Raw genomic sequence first — 724 nt, forward strand, 5'->3', positions numbered from 1 at the left:
TGATTGACATTGCCGGGAGTTTTGTTGGCATTGTTTTGTTGTCCTGGCTTTTTTTGATTTTGATTATTTTACAGAAAATCAACGATTTAAGAGGACCTATTTTCTATTTACACGATCGAGTGGGGAAAAATCATAAACATTTCAAACTAATTAAGTTTCGTTCGATGCGTGCTGATGCGGACACGTATTTTAAACGCCACCCGGAAGATTATCAGACTTTTGTTAAAAATGATTATAAATTTCCGGCTGGTGAAGATCCCCGGGTTACCAAATTTGGCCGTATTTTGCGCCGAACAAGCCTTGATGAACTGCCACAGCTTTTTAATATTTTTGTTGGCCAAATGTCAATTGTTGGTCCGCGACCGATTACCGAACCGGAACTTCGTTACTATGGTTCGGATGTTGATAAATTTTTAAGAGTTTTACCTGGTGCAATGGGGCTGTGGCAGGCGACCGGACGTTCCGATATCAAATATCCCGAACGTGCCGAGATTGATCTTGAATATGTTGAGCATATTGGTTTTTGGTACGACTGGTATATTGTTTATTTGACAATGAAAGCTATTTTTTCGCGCGCGGGGGCTTATTGATGCAAGTTAAAATCTATGTGGCATCTCACAAACTTTATCAGATGCCTAGCGATCCTTTGTATCAGCCGATTTGGGTCGGACACAGCAAATCAAGTAATCCTTTTGATTTGCCGGCTGGCTGGATTGGTGATGAT

The 724-nt window shown here is 40.9% G+C and carries 2 protein-coding genes; both read left to right on the forward strand.

Annotated features, from left to right (window positions below):
• The first annotated feature begins 2 nt into the window (after window positions 1–2).
• On the forward strand, window positions 3–590 hold the full coding sequence (locus tag KH893_RS11235; RefSeq protein WP_281166203.1) for a sugar transferase: 588 nt from the start codon (window positions 3–5) through the stop codon (window positions 588–590).
• Window positions 590–724, forward strand: a 135-nt coding sequence (locus KH893_RS11240) for a DUF4422 domain-containing protein (RefSeq protein WP_281166204.1), incomplete at its 3' end; no start/stop codon positions are given. The genes KH893_RS11235 and KH893_RS11240, both read left to right, overlap by 1 nt.

It is taken from the genome of Liquorilactobacillus sicerae (genome assembly GCF_029916425.1).
Classification (GTDB): domain Bacteria; phylum Bacillota; class Bacilli; order Lactobacillales; family Lactobacillaceae; genus Liquorilactobacillus; species Liquorilactobacillus sicerae.